General features: G+C 58.4%; 17 protein-coding genes. 9 read left to right on the top strand and 8 right to left on the bottom strand.

Features of this window, described 5'->3' with window-relative positions; translation table 11 throughout:
* Positions 1 to 1,129, top strand: a 1,129-nt coding sequence (locus Q1B15_RS13720; protein WP_299754480.1) for a toprim domain-containing protein, incomplete at its 5' end; no start/stop codon positions are given.
* A 1,232-nt stretch (positions 1,130 to 2,361) separates the two neighbouring features.
* Positions 2,362 to 2,493, top strand: a complete 132-nt coding sequence (locus Q1B15_RS13725) for a hypothetical protein (RefSeq protein WP_299754482.1) — start codon at positions 2,362 to 2,364, stop codon at positions 2,491 to 2,493.
* Positions 2,494 to 2,564: 71 nt separating this feature from the next.
* Here the strand turns inward: Q1B15_RS13725 and Q1B15_RS13730 are convergent, their stop codons facing one another.
* The 7 genes from Q1B15_RS13730 to proS form a co-directional block, all read right to left on the bottom strand.
* Positions 2,565 to 2,963 carry a cytochrome c gene (locus Q1B15_RS13730; protein WP_299754484.1) on the bottom strand — a complete coding sequence of 133 codons (399 nt, stop codon included), beginning with the start codon at positions 2,961 to 2,963 and terminating at the stop codon, positions 2,565 to 2,567.
* Entirely contained in the window at positions 2,960 to 3,349 is a 390-nt protein-coding gene (locus Q1B15_RS13735) for a cytochrome c (protein WP_299754486.1), read from the bottom strand. Before Q1B15_RS13735 ends, Q1B15_RS13730 begins: the two co-directional genes overlap by 4 nt.
* Positions 3,350 to 3,756: 407 nt before the next feature.
* Positions 3,757 to 4,437 carry an ABC transporter ATP-binding protein gene (locus tag Q1B15_RS13740; RefSeq protein ID WP_299754488.1) on the bottom strand — a complete coding sequence of 227 codons (681 nt, stop codon included), beginning with the start codon at positions 4,435 to 4,437 and terminating at the stop codon, positions 3,757 to 3,759.
* Complete coding sequence (locus Q1B15_RS13745) at positions 4,430 to 5,713, bottom strand: ABC transporter permease (protein ID WP_299754489.1); 1,284 nt, start codon at positions 5,711 to 5,713, stop codon at positions 4,430 to 4,432. Before Q1B15_RS13745 ends, Q1B15_RS13740 begins: the two co-directional genes overlap by 8 nt.
* 112 nt (positions 5,714 to 5,825) lie before the next feature.
* On the bottom strand, positions 5,826 to 7,358 hold the full coding sequence (locus tag Q1B15_RS13750; protein ID WP_299754491.1) for a trimethylamine methyltransferase family protein: 1,533 nt from the start codon (positions 7,356 to 7,358) through the stop codon (positions 5,826 to 5,828).
* A gap of 220 nt (positions 7,359 to 7,578) precedes the next feature.
* Entirely contained in the window at positions 7,579 to 8,160 is a 582-nt protein-coding gene (locus tag Q1B15_RS13755; protein ID WP_299754493.1) for a peroxiredoxin, read from the bottom strand.
* Between the two features lie 7 nt (positions 8,161 to 8,167).
* Positions 8,168 to 9,568 (bottom strand): proline--tRNA ligase, encoded by a 1,401-nt coding sequence (gene proS / locus Q1B15_RS13760; RefSeq protein WP_299754495.1) that lies wholly within the window; start codon positions 9,566 to 9,568, stop codon positions 8,168 to 8,170.
* 181 nt (positions 9,569 to 9,749) lie between these two features.
* Here proS and Q1B15_RS13765 point away from each other — a divergent pair, with 181 nt between their 5' ends.
* The 7 genes from Q1B15_RS13765 (at position 9,750) to Q1B15_RS13795 (ending at position 17,567) form a co-directional block, all read left to right on the top strand.
* Positions 9,750 to 10,817 (top strand): AI-2E family transporter, encoded by a 1,068-nt coding sequence (locus Q1B15_RS13765; protein WP_299754497.1) that lies wholly within the window; start codon positions 9,750 to 9,752, stop codon positions 10,815 to 10,817.
* A 4-nt stretch (positions 10,818 to 10,821) separates the two neighbouring features.
* Positions 10,822 to 11,499 (top strand): DnaA/Hda family protein, encoded by a 678-nt coding sequence (locus Q1B15_RS13770; protein WP_299754499.1) that lies wholly within the window; start codon positions 10,822 to 10,824, stop codon positions 11,497 to 11,499.
* 47 nt (positions 11,500 to 11,546) lie between these two features.
* Complete coding sequence (locus Q1B15_RS13775) at positions 11,547 to 13,718, top strand: RNA degradosome polyphosphate kinase (protein ID WP_299754533.1); 2,172 nt, start codon at positions 11,547 to 11,549, stop codon at positions 13,716 to 13,718.
* A gap of 38 nt (positions 13,719 to 13,756) precedes the next feature.
* The gene (locus Q1B15_RS13780) at positions 13,757 to 14,758 is read left to right on the top strand and encodes a serine hydrolase (protein ID WP_299754501.1); all 1,002 of its coding nucleotides are present in this window, start codon (positions 13,757 to 13,759) and stop codon (positions 14,756 to 14,758) included.
* 222 nt (positions 14,759 to 14,980) lie between these two features.
* The gene (gene secG / locus Q1B15_RS13785; RefSeq protein WP_299754503.1) at positions 14,981 to 15,349 is read left to right on the top strand and encodes a preprotein translocase subunit SecG; all 369 of its coding nucleotides are present in this window, start codon (positions 14,981 to 14,983) and stop codon (positions 15,347 to 15,349) included.
* 161 nt (positions 15,350 to 15,510) lie between these two features.
* Positions 15,511 to 17,154: a CTP synthase gene (locus Q1B15_RS13790; protein WP_299754505.1), complete on the top strand. Its 1,644-nt coding sequence runs from the start codon at positions 15,511 to 15,513 to the stop codon at positions 17,152 to 17,154.
* 71 nt (positions 17,155 to 17,225) lie between these two features.
* Positions 17,226 to 17,567 (top strand): RidA family protein, encoded by a 342-nt coding sequence (locus Q1B15_RS13795; protein ID WP_299754507.1) that lies wholly within the window; start codon positions 17,226 to 17,228, stop codon positions 17,565 to 17,567.
* A 65-nt stretch (positions 17,568 to 17,632) separates the two neighbouring features.
* On the opposite strand, the gene Q1B15_RS13800 is transcribed toward Q1B15_RS13795, so the two are convergent.
* Positions 17,633 to 17,998: a hypothetical protein gene (locus Q1B15_RS13800; RefSeq protein WP_299754509.1), complete on the bottom strand. Its 366-nt coding sequence runs from the start codon at positions 17,996 to 17,998 to the stop codon at positions 17,633 to 17,635.
* Positions 17,999 to 18,249 lie beyond the last annotated feature (251 nt).

Below are 18,249 nucleotides of genomic sequence, written 5' to 3' on the forward strand. Positions count from 1 at the left end.
GCCGTCGCGCGACGGCTTCATCCAATCCTATTGCAACACCGTGCCCACTCCCGAAGGCGGCACCCATGAGGCCGGCTTCTGGGCCGCCATCCTCAAAGGCATCCGCGCCTATGGAGAACTGTCCAACAACCGCAAAGCCGCCCAAATCACCCGCGACGACCTGACCACTGGCGGCTGCGCTCTTGTTTCGGTCTTCATCAGCGACCCGCAATTCGTCGGCCAGACCAAGGACCGCCTCGCCACTGAAGCCGCCGCCAAAATGGTCGAAAACGCCATCCGCGACCACTTCGACAACTGGCTCACCTCCGACACCAAATCCGCGGGTGCCATCCTTGATTTCCTCGTTTTGCGCTCCGAAGAACGCCTGCGCCGCCGTCAGGAAAAAGAAACTGCTCGCAAAACCGCCACCAAAAAACTGCGCCTGCCCGGCAAGCTTACCGACTGCACCTCTAAGACCCGTAAAGGCACCGAATTGTTCCTGGTCGAGGGGGACTCGGCGGGCGGTTCGGCCAAAGGCGCGCGCAACCGCGAAAATCAGGCGCTTTTGCCGCTCAAAGGCAAGATTCTTAACGTCCTTGGTGCGGGCTCCTCCAAGCTCGGCCAGAACTCGGAAATCTCCGACCTCTGCGAAGCCCTCGGCACCGGCATGGGTACGCGCTTTAACCTTGATGATCTGCGCTACGACAAGATCATCATCATGACCGACGCCGACGTCGACGGCGCTCACATCGCCGCCCTTCTGATGACCTTCTTCTTCGTCCAGATGCGCCCGCTGATCGACGCAGGCCACCTCTACCTTGCCTGCCCCCCGCTCTTCCGCCTGACTCAAGGCTCCACCCGCCTCTACGTGGCAGACGACGCCGAGCGGGAAGCCGCAATGGCCAAAGGTCTGGGTGGCAAGGGAAAAATCGACGTCCAACGTTTTAAAGGCCTGGGCGAGATGGACGCCAAGGACCTTAAAGAGACCACCATGGACCCGAAAGTGCGGAAGTTAATCCGCGTGACGATAGACGAAGACGAACCGGGAGAAACGGCTGATCTGGTCGAGCGTCTGATGGGCAAGAAGCCGGAGATGCGGTTCCAGTATATTCAGGAGAACGCGCGGTTTGTGGAGGACGTGGATGTTTGAGGGGCGATAGTCTGAAACCGTCATTCTCTCGGTCCAGTATATCACCCTTTCGTCTCCAAGTTGCGGCCCTATTACGCGAACCAAATCCGAGCGGATTTGCTCTTTCCTCCAAGGAATTACAAACAAAGGTGCGTGCTTCTCTCCTTCAAAATTGTCCAAGTCCACAAGATCAATACCATGTTCCTCATGATGCATACGTGTTGACCAGGCCAATGAGTGCGCTGCTTGTAATGGCAAGAAAATCATTATCGTCCTGAAATTCAGGCCGTTCTCCTAAGATTGAAGTAACCTCTTCTGAAAGCGAACGTAATACGATGTCCACTCTCTGAGAGAAATCGTCTTGTGATTGCTATAATCAAATACAAACCTGATGCGGCGGCCTAACGGTAGGACGGCCCCTTTATCTTCGGCCATTTGTCGAAAATCGTCGCCCCGACGAAAGCATGGAACGAAAAAAGCCTTCATAGCAAAAAAAGATAGGGAACCTCGAGGTGTCCGAAATCAAGAGCCACACCGGGCAAAAACATGATGGATCCTATGGCCGTCAAGTCCGCCTCAGAGAAAACGACTGCGATCGAAAATAGCACGTGTCGTGCTATAATCCTCTCGACACATTTCTCCCTTGACTGCCTATCGGGGCCAATTTGCATTTCACTCATTTTAATCGGAAACTTCGGTAAGACTGCATGGACAAGAACGCAAATATTCCGCCCATGCGTCCAAAACTTTTTTCCAATTTTCCTGGCTAGAAATGTAATTCGCCGGACAATTCGCGCCGGACTCTCCCTGACTTTCATCAAGTGCTGCGATAAAATCCATAGAAGCGCCAATAACGCGAAAACCGAAATTATTGGTGTAGGGAAATGACCATTGCAACCTTCAAGAAAACCGTCCCGCCTGCAGAAATGGTGTCTCACAGGTCCTCGCGCCGCGCGCGATCCTCGCCAAACCGAGCAAACGCCAAACCGAACCGAAATGCCCTCCAGCGCCCATCGCGTTCGACACTCGCAACGTCCACTGGATGTTCGGTCGGCAAAGCCGAACCGTGCCGCCCCCAAAACGCACCACTTGCGCCACTCGCGGCACAGGCTTACATTCATCGTCAGCAGGCCCAAGCGCCCGCAGCCAAAGGGATCATCGCCCTGAAACCCTCTCAGGCAACCGTGATCTTCTGAAAGCCAATACCCGTCCGGCATCCTGCCGATGCGGCAACGCTCAGGAGACTCGACCCCATGTCCAAAGGAAAAGACCGCGGTAATCGCGAGACCAAAAAGCCAAAGAAGGAAAAGGTAAAGGTCCTTGCGACCGCCAATTCCAACGCCGGCAAGTCCGACACTACGATTGCCGGTAAAAAGGTCAAATAGACCGATACCACCGGCGCGGGATGGCGAAACCCAGCCCCGCGCCGGACAGGCCAAGCGCTTTGGTTAGACGCTTACTCCTGCACGCTTTCCAGCCAGGCTGCCAAATCCGCAATTGGCTGCGCCGTCACGATCGGCTGTCCCGTTTCTGCGGGAATAGCTGCGTCAGAAAACGAAAATAACTCTCCGAACAGCGGCATCTCGCCCCCATGCGCCAGCATTGGATCACGCCCGTCAATCTGGCGCACCACGCGGATCACCGGAAACACGCCGCCATTGCTCGCTGAAAGTTGCGTAAGGTCCGGGGCCTGCACTGTCAGAACTTCCTGCATCGGCCCATCGCCCCGCGCTTCCATCCCGTGGCACGCCGCACAATAACGCGCGAAGTACCATTCTCCTGCGTTGGCATCAGGCACCTCCGCCTGCGCCACACCTGCCGCCAAAGTTGCGGCTGCGATCCAAAGCGCTCTCATCGCTGCACCGTCGCCAGCCAGGCCGCGACATCGACAATCGCTTCCGGCGCGACAATCTCGGCCCCATCGGGCGCGACGATCACCGCAGCCGGCCCGTCAAGGATCATCCCCCACAATGGCATCGGACCACCATGCGCCAGAACCTCGCGCTGCCCATCCACCCGGCGCACGACCCGCGCCGTCGGGAACTCCCCACCGTTCGACGCCGCAAGCGCCGTCAAATCCGTGGGCACCACCGACAGCACATCCGCCATCGGTCCATCGCCGCGCGCGCCAGTGCCGTGACAGGTCGCGCAGTGGTTCTGGAAGACATCGCGGCCCTGCGCTACATCCTGCGCCGACGCCGTGCTTGCCAAAAATATCGCCAAAAGTGTCAGAGTTTTCATGAGCAATCCTCCTCCTTACAAATCTACTCGTGTCATGGACTTGCGGCCTTGATCCACCTCAATCAGCGCGCAAAAGCCGTTACCGAGCCCTTATACAGTCGAACGCCCGCACCGACGCAATGCCGACATGGCACCGACGTCGCTTTTTGCGGTTATTTCGGCGCGAAATGACCCGCCCTGAACCTTCACCCGCTTGCCGGTTTCGAAGTGCGCCCCTTCCAAAGTCCAGTTCAAAACTGCGCTCGGACCCGAATGACAAAAATCATCGCACTGCCGTCCGGGTCGCTCGAGCCCCACGCCTTCGCATAGGCTTCAGCACGCGCCGCCACATCTTTCGCAGATATCGTTCGCCACCTCGCCCATTGATTAAGGAACCGCGGGCCAACCCAGATCACCCAAGCAATCGCTTACTCAGCCACCAAAATCCCGCCCTCAAGCCGCAAAACCCGATCCATTCGTGCCGCCAACCCTGGGTTATGGGTTGCAATCAAAGCAGAAAGTCCGGTTTCGCGCACCAACTCCATCAGCGCCGCAAACACCGTATCGGACGTCGCCGGGTCCAAATTTCCCGTCGGCTCGTCCGCGAGCAAAACCCGGGGCTTATTCGCCAGGGCCCGACAAAACGCGACCCGCTGTTGTTCTCCTCCCGACAAAGCCGCCGGTCGATTGTCTGCCCGCCCTGAAACGCCGACGCGCTCCATCAAAGACAGGGCATGCGCGCGCGCCTCGGCCGCCGGAACCGCGTTGGCCAACTGGGGCAAGATGATATTCTCAACTGCCGAAAATTCCGGCAGTAAATGGTGGAATTGATAAATAAAACCAACCTCTTCGCGCCGCGCCGCTGTGCGCCGCGCATCCGACAATCCAGTGTAGTCCGTGCCGCCAATGCTGACCCGTCCGGCATCCGTAGAATCCAGCAATCCCGCGATATGAAGCAGCGTAGATTTGCCTGCCCCGGACGGTGCAACCAAGGCCACAACCTCGCCCGCCGCAAGTTGCAACGACGCCCCGTCAAGCACCGTGAGCGCATTTTCTCGCCCCGGATTATAGGTCTTTTTGACCCCTTCAAGCGCCAGTGCATCACTCATAACGAAGCGCCTCCACCGGGTTCATTCGCGCAGCGCGGCGCGCCGGAATAAGCGTGATACCCCAGGACAAAAACAGCGACAATCCAACCGCTGAAAGCACATCGCCAAGCTCGAGCTTAGCAGGCAAACGGTAGATGCCCCGCACCGCCCCATCCCAAACGCCGCCGCCGGCCGCGCCGTTAACGAAGGCTAATATTGCGTCAAAATAGACCGCAAAAAGACAGCCAATGATGACCCCGAACAGCGTGCCAATCGTGCCAACCAAAGCGCCTGTCAAAAAGAATACCCGCAATATAGACCCTTCGGTCAAACCAATCGTCCGCAGGATGCCGATGTCGCGTCCCTTGTTCTTCACAAGCATGACCAAGCCGCTGATAATGTTCATCGACGCGATCAAAACCAGCACAGACATCAGCACAAACATCACCGTGTCTTCGACCTCCAATGCGCGCAAAAAGCCGCCTGCAGAATCCTTCCATGTCCACAAAAGCGCGCGCTCTCCGCCGGCTTCTCGCAAGGGTGCAGACAAAGCTTCAACGCGCTCCGGCTCGACCACGCTCACTTCCAATTCATCCGCGACCCCTTCGCGGTTGAAATACACCTGAGCCTCGCTGAACGGCATGAACGCCCGTGTGCGATCAATGTCGTAACGCCCTGAATTGAATATATAAGTGACTTCGTACTCGCCTACCCGAGGACTGGTGCCAAAGGCTGTTCGCACCCCGTTAGGAGAGATTAACCGCACCACATCCCCGACCCCAACGCCCAAAGATCGCGCCGCTTCGCGACCCAATGCGATGCCACCAGGAAAAGCGCTCAGATCGCCTACGCCGGTTTCGGGGTCAGCTATGCGCGGGATTTCGGCAAGGTCTTCCGGCGCAATGCCAAAGATTTCCAGCCCGGTGTTTTCATCCCGGTAAACGGCCATAACCTGACCCTTCACCAAAGGGGCAACGCGCGTGACACCTTCAACGGCCGCAAGCCGCGCGGCCACATCATTATAGTCTGCGATAACCCGGCTGACCTGCCCGCTTTCCGAACGAACTGCCTGATTATAGATAGTCACATGGGCGTTCGCGCCAAGGATAGTCGACACAAACTCGTCGCGAAACCCGGCGCGGACGGCAAGCGTGATGATTAACGCCGCCACCGCCAGCATAATACCGATCAGCGAAATCCATGTCATCACGGACACGCCACCCTCGGCCCGCTTGGCGCGCAAATACCGCCATGCGATCAGGAATTCAAAACGTGAAAAGGGCGCGGGCGTGGCCATGACTGCTCCGATGTTTTGCCCTGTCATGCAAGGCGCGGCGCGCGCGGTCAACTCACTTCCAATTCATCCCGCTCTTCTTGGCAAAAATACTCCGGTGTGCAGCGCGCGCACTTCATAACTTGATCGGAAATCGCGCTCGGATATCAGCGTCCATAACCGGGTCCAAAGCCGCCATTGAAGAGGTCGCCAAAATCATCTCCTTGCGCGCCTTTGCCCCTGCAATCAAATCCGGTTTCTTGTTTTCTTCCCATTCCTTTGGGCTCGTGCGATCCCCATGAAACGGATAGACATAATCCGTCTCCATCCGCGCCAGTGTCTCACCGACCCCAAGATAATGCCCCGGACCGCCCAGACAGACCTCCCGCATCGCTTCGATGGCAAGCGTGTCATCCGTCACTTCGATGCCTTTAAGACATCTTAGCGCCTGCCCGATCAGATCATCGCCAAGGATAAGCGACTCGTGACAAAATCCAAGCAGCGACGCATGCATGCCCGCCGCCTCGTAAACCATGTTTAGCCCCGACAAGCCGGCCATCACATTCGAGCACATCTGCTCCCACCCGGCCTGCATGTCCGGCAGCTTGGAATCCGACGCTCCCGCTGCAGCCCCGCCCGGAAGACCGTAAAACTGATGCATCTGCGCGCAGCCAGCCGTCAAAAGCGCCTGCTCTCCTGACCCGATCGACATCGCGCCTGTCCGCAGGTCAACGACAAACGGCCATGTGCCGAAAATCGCCGGATGCCCGGGCGCAATCGCGTTGACGTACACGATGCCGGCAAGGCACTCTGCGACCGCCTGCACAATGGCTCCGGCCAAGGTCGCAGGTGCCGTCGCTCCGGCCATCCCGGCGCTTAGCAATAAAACCGGCATACCGCCCCGGATACAGGCCTCCATAACCCCGCAGCTTTCGGTCGCAAACTTAAGCGGAGGCACGACGAAGCAATTGGAGTTAGACAGAAAAGGCCGCGCACGGAACGCCTCTTCGCCACCCGCAATTGCATAGGCGAGGTCCAGACAGGCCTGTGCGTTTTCCGGCTCGGTTATAGATGTTCCGACGTGTTTGGTCGTGCCTGTGCAGCACGCGTAGATCGTGTTCAGATCAAGTTCCAGATTATCGGGTAAATCGCGCGCAACCATGGGCCGCTGAAGAAAATGAATATTGTCCAACTGGTCTGCTATTCGCGCGGCGTCATGAAGGTCCTGCAACGTGCTGTGGCGATAGTTTCGCCCATCCGGCTCGACCATATTCACTGCAGCGCCAGCCGTACCATAGTGAACTTTGGTGCCTGACAGGTTCAAGTCGTGCGCGGAACTTCGACCATGCAGCGTTATGTTTCGTGCGGCTTTCGCCAGCATATCTTCGACCAATGCGGGTGAGAATCTCAAGCGTCCGTCGTCGCCCAACCGCGCACCCGCCTGAACCATAACCTCGATACCGGAAGGCGGCGCGTCAGCAAGCCCGATCTCGTCAAGGACTGTTAAAGCAGCATTATGAATACGTAGCACTTCGGCGTCGCTAAGTGCCTTAAGCGTCCCGCCTTCCATACCGCCTCGAATGGGGCGAACATCTTCGGCCAAGGGCGCTGACCGAAGTGCGTGGCGCGCGACGCGCCCTCCGGATCGGCGGGTCTGTGTTCGTGTCATTTTAGAAATCCTGCGAAAAAGGGAAAGGTTAATCGAGCGGCACTCAGTCGCTCGGACGCCCTCTCGCAGCACGGCCGCGATCCGCACCAATCGTGCGGCTGACTAGTACAATTTGCCATTGTTCGCCCATGACAAAACCTCTCCCTGTTAAGGAAAGGCTACGCCGCCGGTGGGTGTAATCTGTCACAATCGCGCCACGGAAAATGTCGCAAATAGAACGCTATCGACCGCGCAGCCATGCCAAAACGTCGTCCGCGTTCTGATCGGGCGGAAACACCGGGTAAAAGGTTTTGACGATCACCCCGGCCTCGATCACCCAGGCCATCCGCTTGAGAAATTTCCGCCCTTCGACCTGCAGTACCGGCAGGTTCAGCGCCGCAGCTAAAGCGCCATCTGCATCCGACAGAACCGGAAACGGCAGGTGCAAACGCGTTGCCATTTCGCGTTGATAGTCCGTATCCTGGGTCGACAATCCAAACACATGGCCGACACCCAGCGCCTGCAATGCACCAAAATGATCGCGGAAGGAACACGACTGTGGCGTGCACCCCCGCGCGCCCGGAATGCCATCCCAACCGTCCGGCAATACGCCGTTTGGCTGCCCTGTCATCGGATAGATATAAATAACAACTCGTCCCGCGACATCCGCCAAAGACACGGCCCCGCCATCGGTCGACGCCAAGGCCACATCTGGCACTTTCGCTCCTGTCAGGTGGTCTGCCGCGCCGTCGTCTTCCGGCGCCGGTATCAACGACCAGTCCGGAGCCCCGGTTCCTGCGCCAGTAAACGGTTGGTTTGACATTTCGCCTTCAAATCCAGGTGTGGAACGACCGCTTTTCCATCGGCTGCACCATTGCCGCCCGCACTTCGACACAATGCGGCGCATAAATCTCGGCGACTTTTTCGACGGCCATCTCGGGCGCCATTTCCTCGCTGACGCCGGTGCGACGGTTTGTCAGTTCGACCACGCCGTTCTTCAAACCGCGCGGGCCGACGGTGATCCGCCAAGGCAACCCGATCAGATCCATCGTCGCAAACTTCGCGCCTGCGCGCTCGTCCCGGTCGTCGTACAAAGGCTCCATCCCATGTGCGACCAACGACTTATACAGCGCCTCGGACGCCTTGTCCGTCGCCTCGTCACCTTGCCGCAAATTCACAATCCCACAATGGAACGGCGTCACGCCCTCGGGCCAGATAATCCCGTTATCATCATGCGATGCCTCTATAATCGCGCCGAGTAGGCGGCTCACACCTATGCCATGTGACCCCATGTGAACCGGCACAGGCTTGCCATCGGGGCCCTGAACCGTCGCGCCCATCGCTTCGGAATACTTCGTGCCGAAATAGAAGATTTGCCCCACTTCGATCCCACGCGCCGACTGTCGGCGATCTTGCGGAACCTTGGCAAACGCCGCCTCGTCGTGGGTTTCGTCCGTGCGGGCATAACGCGAGGTGAACTCCTGCAGCACGGCCTCGCAAGCCGCGTGATCGTCGTAGTCAATCTCGCGGTCACCGAACGACAATTCAGTGATCGCGCTGTCGTAGAAAACCTCCGACTCGCCCGTCTCGGCCAGTACCAGAAACTCGTGCGTATAATCCCCGCCGATAGGTCCACCGTCTGCGCGCATAGGAATAGCCTGCAGACCCATCCGCTCGTAGGTGCGCAGATAAGACACCAGATGGCGGTTGTACGCGTGCAGCGCGTCCTCTTTCGTCAGATCGAAATTGTAGCCGTCCTTCATCAAAAATTCGCGCCCGCGCATCACCCCAAACCGCGGCCTCACCTCATCGCGAAATTTCCACTGAATATGATAAAGCGTCAGCGGCAAGTCTTTGTAACTGCTCACAGACGACCGAAAAATATCAGTTATCAATTCCTCATTCGTCGGCCCGAACAGCATATCGCGTCCGTGGCGATCAGAAATCCGCAGCATTTCCTGGCCGTAGTCATCATACCGCCCGCTTTCACGCCACAGATCCGCCGATTGTATCGTCGGCATCAGCATCGGCACGTGACCGGCGCGCACCTGTTCTTCGTGCACTATTTTTTCGATGTTTTGCAAAACTTTGTAGCCCAGCGGCAGCCAGGAATAGATACCAGCACTTGCCTGCTTGATCATGCCAGCCCGCAACATCAGCCGGTGGCTGACGATCTGCGCCTCGCTGGGTGTTTCCTTCAAAATGGGCAGAAAATAACGACTTAGACGCATCTTTTATGGACCTTCTTGGACGATTTCGCACCAAAGTCGTCTAGGCCATCGCCGCCGCCCTCGCAAGCCATACCCCATGCGCATGACGCCCGCGCGGCTGCCCGACAAAGCCAAAACCACCCCCTTGCGCCCTTTGCGCTGACTTGCGACACCTGACACTACCACAAACCAAGGACACGATATGGCCCTGCCCATCCGGCAACAGCTGAAATACTGGGGGATCGCAGCGGCGGTCTTCTTCGTCGTTCTTTGGGTCCTTGGGGACGTCATCTTGCCCTTCGTCCTTGGAGCGGCCATCGCTTATTTCCTTGATCCCGTCGCCGACCGGCTAGAAGCCTTGGGCTGTTCGCGCGCCATTGCCACGGCGATCATCACCATCTCGGCGCTGATGATTTTTGTGGTTCTCGCCCTTCTCGTGATTCCGACGCTGGTCTCTCAGACCGCGCAATTGATCTCGACCGCGCCTGATATGGCTTCGCGCCTGCAAGCGGTCCTGACCGAACGTTTCCCCGACCTTGGCGACGCCAATTCAACGATCCGCAGGTCGCTGTCGTCTATCGCCGAAACAATTCAGTCGCGCGGCGGCGAGGTTCTGAACACCGTCCTCAGCTCGTTCTCGGGCGTGTTGAACGCCATTGTGATCTTCGTGATCGTGCCGGTCGTGGCGTTTTACATGTTGTATGACTGGGACAATATGGTCGCCAAAGTCGACAACCTTCTGCCGCGCGATCACGCGCCGACGATCCGCAAGCTGGCTTCGGAAATCGACCGCGCCCTGGCGGGATTCATCCGTGGCCAAGGCACTGTTTGTCTGATCCTTGGCGCTTATTATGCCATTGCCCTTATGGCCGTGGGTCTTAACTTCGGATTGGTCGTTGGGTTTGTTGCGGGTGCGCTGACCTTCATTCCTTACGTCGGAGCGCTTGTCGGCGGCGTTCTCGCGCTTGGCCTTGCACTATTTCAATTCTGGGGCGACTGGATTTGGATCATCCTTGTCTGGGCAATCTTCCAATCCGGGCAATTTGTCGAAGGCAATATCCTGACACCGCGCCTTGTCGGCCAATCCGTCGGCCTGCACCCGGTCTGGCTCATCTTTGCGCTGTCTGCGTTTGGTGCGCTTTTTGGCTTTGTCGGTCTTCTTGTCGCCGTCCCCGTCGCCGCCTCCATCGGCGTTGTCACCCGCTTTGCGATCTCACGCTATCGGTCCTCCCTTCTCTACAAAGGGATCGAAGAGCAAGAAGACCCCTGACCTAATGGCCGAGCAGTTGATCTTTGATCTGCCCAAGCGCACAGCACTTGGACGCGGCGACTTCTTCGTCTCGTCGGCCAACGTGCTGGCCGTCACTCGCCTTGATGACACCGAAACGTGGCCAAACACCAAACTCGCTCTCACAGGCCCCGAAGGCGCGGGCAAATCCCACCTTGCCCATGACTGGTCAAAGGCCAACCACGGCCATGTGATGCTGACGGCCGATCTGCCGAGCGCCGATATCCCCGGCATCGCTACTGCGCTTGCCGTCGAAATCCCCGACGCGCCGATGCCGCGCGCCGAAGAAGAGGCCCTCTTCCACCTCCACAACCACATGATTGCGCAAAACCTGCCGCTTCTTTTGATTGCTCGCACGCCGCCTGCGCGCTGGACGATCACCCTTCCCGATCTCAAAAGCCGGATGCAGGCAACGGATGTCGTCCAAATTGAGGCCCCCGACGAAGCGCTTTTGTCGGCCATGCTTGTAAAGCTTTTCACCGACCGCCAGCTGCAGATCGACCCAAACCTGATCCCCTGGCTTGTCACGCACTCCGAACGCTCGTTCGCCGCTATCAATCGACTTGTGGTAGCCCTCGACGCCGAAGCACTTGCCCAAAAACGCGCTATTACGCGTCCTTTGGCCCGGCGCGTGCTGGACAAATTGGACGAAGAAAGGCGATAACCGTCATTGTGTCGTCAAATTTGCCCGTTAGGCCGCGTTTCATGGCTATGAATACCGATTTCCTCAGTGCTGATTTTCCCGCCTCCGTAAGTGTCGAAGGCGTTGACGATCAAAGCCCGAACCGCTTCTTCAACCGCGAACTGTCTTGGCTTGCGTTCAATTGGCGTGTGCTGGAAGAAGCCGAAAACCACCGCGTACCGCTGCTTGAGCGTCTGCGTTTTCTGTCAATTTCGGCGACCAACTTGGACGAATTCTATACCGTCCGCGTCGCAGGCCTGCGCGAGCTGGCCCATGCGGGAAACACAATGCCCGCTGCTGATGGTCTGACACCGTCCGAGCAGCTTGTTTTGATCAACGAAAACGCGCGCAACCTTCTTAATCGCCAGCAAGACGTCTGGAGCAGCCTGAAGTCTGAACTCACGGCCGCAGGTATCGAACTTTTGTCGCGCGACGACCTCAGCAATTCCGACAAACTACACTGCGAGCAAACCTTCCTTTCGCAGGTGTTCCCGATCTTGTCGCCGCTGGCGATCGACCCGGCACATCCGTTTCCGTTTATCCCGAACGCTGGGTATTCGCTTGCCTTGCAACTGGAACGCAAGTTCGACAAACGCCCCCTGCGCGCGCTTTTGCCAATCCCGCATCAGGTCGACCGCTTCGTCGCGATGCCATCGGAAGACGGCTCTCGCCGCTTCCTGCCGCTTGAAGAACTGCTGCTTTTGCACATCGACAGCCTGTTTCCCGGATACAAGATCAACGGCAACTGTGCCTTCCGCGTCCTGCGTGACAGCGACCTTGAAGTTGAAGACGAAGCCGAAGACCTTGTGCGCGAGTTTGAAGTCGCCTTGAAACGCCGCAAACGCGGTGAAGTCGTGCGCCTGACGATTTCGCCCGACGCCCCCAAAGCCTTGCGCGCCATCATCACCGAAGAACTCGGCGTCACTGAAGAGGAAACCGTTGAGCTTGGCGGCCTGATCGGGCTCGCCGACCTCAGGGAACTGGTCCTTGATGATCGCCCAGACCTTCTCTGGCCGTCCTTCACCCCCCGCGTGCCCGAACGCGTGCAGGACCACGACGGCGATATGTTCGCCGCTATACGCCAAAAGGACATGCTGCTGCACCACCCATATGAAACCTTCGACATGGTGGTGCGATTCCTGAAGCAGGCGGCGATGGATCCAGACGTCGTGGCGATCAAACAGACGCTTTATCGCACATCGCACAACAGCCCCATCGTCTCAGCACTTTGTGAGGCGGCAGAAGAAGGCAAGTCCGTCACAGCCCTTGTGGAACTCAAAGCCCGCTTTGACGAAGCCGCCAACATCCGCCAGTCACGTACGCTGGAACGCGCAGGCGCGCATGTGGTCTACGGATTTCTGAACTACAAAACCCACGCCAAGATCTCGACCGTGGTGCGCCGCGAAGCTGGAGAACTGGTGACCTACACCCATTTCGGAACCGGCAACTACCACCCGATCACGGCCAAAATTTACACCGATCTCAGCCTGTTCACCTGCGACGCCGCCCTCGGGAGCGATGCCACAAAGGTCTTCAATTACCTCTCAGGCTACGCGCAGCCCGAAGGCATGCAGAACCTGTCGATCTCGCCGATCTCGCTGAAAAATACTCTGCTTGAACGCATCGCTGAAGAGGCCGAATTCGCACTTGCAGGCAAGCCCGCCGAGATCTGGGCCAAGATGAACTCGGTCGTCGACCCCGATGTGATCGACGCGCTTTACATTGCAAGTCAGGCTGGTGTGAAAATCAACCTGGTGATCCGCGGTATCTGCGGTTTGCGCCCGGGCATCAAAGGCCTGTCGGAAAACATCCGCGTGAAATCCATCGTCGGCCGCTTTCTTGAACATTCGCGCATCGTCTGCTTCGGTGCAGGCTACGGACTGCCGCACAAAAGGGCACGGGTCTATATCTCGTCTGCCGACTGGATGGGCCGCAACCTGAACCGTCGGGTTGAAACGCTGGTCGAGGCCACAAACCCCACGGTCAAGGCGCAGATTGTCCGCCAGATCATGGCCGCCAACCTTGCCGACGTGGCCCAAAGCTGGATCCTGTCGCCCGACGGTTCCTTCCACCGTCCAAGCCCACCCGACGGCGAAACCGCGTTCAACTGCCACCGCTTCTTTATGGAGAACCCGTCGCTTTCAGGTCGCGGCTCGGCAGGCGCCTCGGACGTGCCCGAACTGACACACAGCGACGACTGACCCCTTTTCGCGCGCCCCGCGCGCGCCATATCAATCCCATGACTTTGTCCCGCCGCGCCCTTCTTGCCACCGCCACCGCCACCGCCCTTCTGCCGCGCCACCTTGCCGCTCAAACTGCCCAGTTTGACGCAGCGCTCGACCGCGCCCGCGGCCTAGAGCAGCTCCACAGCCTGATCATCCTGCAAAACGGAGAGGTTCAGATCGCGGAACGCCTGCGCGGCCCGGCCCTCGACCGGCCGGCAAATATTAAATCCGTCTCCAAAACCATCGTGGCGACGCTTACCGGCATCGCCATCGACAAAGGTGTGATCGCCGACGTCACCGCAACCATCGCCAACCTTGCCCCTGACCTGTTGCCACGCTCGGCCGACCCCCGCGCCGCAGACATCACGGTCGAAGACCTGGTGACCTTGCGCGCCGGGCTTGAGCGCACCTCAGGCCCTAACTATGGCCAATGGGTCTCCAGCCCGAACTGGGTCGCCGACGCCCTTGGCCGCCCGATCATCGCCGAGCCCGGAACAACCATGCTCTATTCCACCGGCTCAACCCATATCCTCGGCGCGGTGCTGGCGCGCGCCACCGGCAAAACCCTCCTCACACTGGCGCGCGAATGGCTTGGTGCGCCGCTTAGCATCGACATCCCCGCCTGGACCCGCGACCGGCAGGGTTTCTACCTCGGCGGCAACGAAATGGCCCTCAGTCCGCGCGCGATGGCCCGCTTCGGTGATATGATCCGAAAGGGCGGCACATGGAACGGCACCCGCGTTGTCAGCCAATCCTGGATCGACCGATCGTTTGTCCCCGTCACACGGTCCCCGTGGTCCGGTCTCGGCTATGGCTACGGATGGTTCATCGGCAAGGCCTCTGGCCACGCCTATGCCCTTGCGCGCGGTTACGGAGGCCAGATCATCGCCGTGGTTCCCGATCTTGCCCTTTCCATCGCCATCACCTCGGACCCGACACGCCCCGCTCGATCAGGTGGCTATTTCGGCGAACTTCAGCGGCTTATCGAACAGGATATAATCAGCGAGCTGGTCTGAGAACGACTGCGCCCGGCGCCACGGTGATGGCCCCACATGCCCTGCGCGCGCCCGAAAGCTCTCCGGCCCCCAACCTTCTTTGGATCCAGAATATCCCAAGGTGAGGCTCGCTTAGCCCGAGGGACAAAGCCCCCACTCACGATCCCATCGCCACCCCTTGCGCGAAGCGACTCTGTCGAATACATACCCTGCGACCCACAATACCCGATCCGAAAGCTCCCCATGGAAAACGTCGTTCTCATCATCCACCTGATCCTCGCGCTCTCGCTTATCGGCGTGGTGCTTCTTCAGCGTTCGGAAGGCGGGGGTCTTGGCATGGGCGGTGGTGGCGGTGGCGGTGTGGTCAACACCCGCAGCGCGGGAACGGCCCTTGGTAAAGTCACATGGATGCTCGCGATTGCCTTTATCGCCACGTCGCTTACCCTGACGATTTTCGCAGCGCAAAACTCCGCCTCTGGTTCGGTCCTTGACCGCATCGGTGCGGGTCGCGGCGCTGTTTCCGAGGTTCCGCTGTTGCCATCGGGCGACGCCCTTCTGCCTCCGTCAACGGGCGAAACAGGCGGCGCACTTGATCTTCCAAGCGCCGACTAACCACAAGACCTTGGAAATAGTCCTGATCTGGCCCCAGATATTGGGGTCAGACGCTTGGCAAACGTTCCCGAATCCTTTAAGGCTCAACCCCCGTGATGCTGCACATTCGCGACCACCGAACGGCAGCCTCAAGCAGGACATCACGGAGAGGATCCCGAGACATGGCAAGGTATATATTCGTCACTGGTGGCGTTGTGTCGTCACTTGGAAAAGGCCTTGCCTCAGCAGCACTTGGCGCGCTTTTGCAGGCGCGCGGCTACTCGGTACGGCTTCGCAAACTTGACCCCTACCTCAACGTCGACCCCGGAACGATGTCCCCGTTCGAGCACGGCGAGGTCTTCGTCACGGACGACGGCGCGGAAACCGATCTTGATCTCGGCCACTACGAGCGCTTTACCGGCGTCGCCGCGCGAAACACCGATTCAGTATCGTCGGGTCGCATCTATTCCACCGTCCTCGAAAAAGAACGCCGCGGCGATTATCTGGGCAAAACCATTCAGGTCATCCCCCACGTCACCAACGAGATTAAAGACTTCCTCCACGTGGGCGAAGATGAAGTTGACTTCATGCTTTGCGAAATCGGCGGCACCGTCGGCGACATCGAAGGGCTGCCCTTTTTCGAGGCCATCCGCCAATTCTCTCAGGACAAAGAACGCGGCCAGTGCATCTTCATGCACCTGACGCTTCTGCCCTATCTCAAAGCATCGGGTGAGTTAAAAACCAAACCGACCCAGCACTCGGTCAAGGAACTCCGCTCGATCGGCCTTCAGCCTGACGTCCTTGTCTGCCGCTCCGAACACGAGATCCCAGAAAAAGAGCGTGAGAAAATCGCTCTGTTCTGCAACGTCCGCCCCGAAAGTGTGATCCCCGCCTACGACCTCAAATCCATCTACGAAGCCCCGCTGGCCTACCACGGTGTCGGCCTCGATCAGGCCGTCCTTGACGCCTTCCAGATTGCGCCCGCCCCCAAGCCAAAGCTTGAACGCTGGCTCGACGTCAAGGACCGCATCGACAAGGCCGAAGGCGAGATAAAAGTCGCCATCGTCGGCAAATACACCCAGCTTGAAGACGCCTACAAATCCATCGCCGAGGCCCTCACCCACGGTGGCATGGCCAACCGCACCCGCGTGAAAGCCGAATGGATCGACGCCGAAATATTCGAACGCGAAGACCCTGGCCCCTGGCTTGAAGGCTTCCACGCCATCCTCGTGCCCGGCGGCTTCGGCGAACGCGGCACCGAAGGAAAAATCCGCGCGGCGGAATTCGCCCGCACCCGTAAAATTCCCTACCTTGGCATCTGCCTCGGCATGCAAATGGCCGTCATCGAGGCCGCCCGCAACGTCGCCGGACTTGAAACCGCCGGCTCCGAGGAATTCGACCACGAAGCCGGGAAAAAACGTTTCGAGCCAGTTGTTTACCACCTGAAGGAATGGGTACAGGGTAACCACATCTCCCGCCGCAAAGTCGATGACGACAAAGGCGGCACCATGCGCCTTGGCGCCTACACGGCCAACCTCACGCCGGGCTCAAAAGTGGCGCAGATCTACGGCGCAACCGTCATCGAAGAACGCCACCGCCACCGCTATGAAGTCGACACCAAATATCGCGAGCAGCTTGAAAAAGTCGGCCTCATCTTCTCCGGCATGTCCCCTGATGGACGCCTGCCGGAAATCGTCGAATGGAAAGACCACCCGTGGTTTATCGGCGTACAGTTCCACCCCGAGCTGAAGTCAAAACCCTTCGCCCCGCATCCCTTGTTTGAAGGGTTCGTAAAGGCGGCGATCGAGATCTCGCGACTTGTCTAAGGACTGGATCAAATTGCGCTGATCGGGCGCACCCGAACGCGCTGCGTGAAATCACACTCAAAGGACACGACATGATCGAACGTATCGAAACCGGGGCCCGATCCTCGAAAATCGTGAAGCACAACGGGGTCGCCTATATCACAGGACAGGTTGGCGAGGGTGAGACCATTCAGGCCCAGACCGTAGAATGTCTCCGACGCCTCGAGGTCCTTTTGATAAAAGCCGGCTCGTCGCGCGAAAAGATGTTGCGCGCCACGATTTGGCTTGCCGACATGAGCGATTTTGCAGGGTTAAACGAGGTCTGGAACGCTTGGGTTCCCGAAGGCCACGCCCCCGCCAGAGCCTGCGGCGAAGCCAATCTGGCGCGTGCCGAACTCAAGGTCGAGATCATCGTGGATGCAGCCTACGACTAAGCAGCAATCGCGGCGCGGAAGGATCAAAAGATCAACGCTCAAGCCCTAGTCGCCGACAGGGCGCCTCAGCGCCCAATGGGGTCGTCCTCGACAGATGTGCGTCCAAATTTGAATTCGGCAAACGATCCACGCAACCTGAGAAAAGAAGGAACCGGCGGCCGCGGCAGGCGGGAAAGAGTTAATACCAGCCAGGCATCAATTCCGGTCACTACAAGGTTCCACGTATACAGATATATCAGGTTCGGCATGATGCCTGTTTGCGACCAAATCACCAGCTTCGAGGCGATACCCGCCACGTATCCAAGGCATATCAACAACACAAAACCGAGGCTCTTGCCACTCGCCTGCCCCGTCCTCAACATCTTCCAGATCGAGCAATACCAGCTCACAGAAAAGGCGGTCAGCATCAAAGCTTCAAGGTATTCAGTCATTCGGTGCCCATACTTTGTCACAGATGCTTCAAAACATCCGTAGAAAAACCTACTGCTTCCTCGGCAACGCCAATTCTTCAGCCCTCTCTCAAAGCGTGCTTATGAATTGTTGCAAGATTATTTGATTTTCCGAATGCCAACCGACTGTTGGGTCAGACACCTAAGTGAGTGCCTAGATTTCGATCACATCAGAACCGATGCGGCATTTTAAGAAGTTCTTCCGTTGGCTTGTTGTGCCGCGTGATCGCTGG

This window comes from uncultured Boseongicola sp. (assembly GCF_937988555.1).
GTDB lineage: Bacteria > Pseudomonadota > Alphaproteobacteria > Rhodobacterales > Rhodobacteraceae > Boseongicola.